The sequence below is a fragment of the Vibrio galatheae genome, from assembly GCF_000967545.1.
Classification (GTDB): Bacteria; Pseudomonadota; Gammaproteobacteria; order Enterobacterales; family Vibrionaceae; genus Vibrio; species Vibrio galatheae.
The window spans coordinates 1-257 of record NZ_JXXV01000058.1 but is presented as its reverse complement, the minus strand read 5'-3'; the positions used below and the strand labels follow the sequence as shown (position 1 = coordinate 257).

Here is a 257-nt window from a genome sequence, read left to right as displayed (position 1 = left end):
CTTTCCAAATTGTTAAAGAGCTATGTTTCTTCACAAGGAAGTTACATTTTCTAAAGACTTTCGGCGTCGAAAATTCCAACCACGTACGCTTTACTGAAGTGGTTTGGAAAAGACTATCCAAAAACATTTAGAGAATGGTGGGCGATACCGGGCTCGAACCAGTGACCCCCTGCTTGTAAGGCAGGTGCTCTCCCAACTGAGCTAATCGCCCACATTATTTTTATTCTCGTGGAGAGAATGGTGGGTCGTGCAGGATT

The 257-nt window shown here is 44.4% G+C and carries 1 tRNA gene; it reads right to left on the bottom strand.

The annotated features are described in order from the left end of the window. Positions 1–135: 135 nt before the first annotated feature. Positions 136–211, bottom strand: a tRNA-Val gene (locus TW81_RS18715). Positions 212–257: the final 46 nt, after the last annotated feature.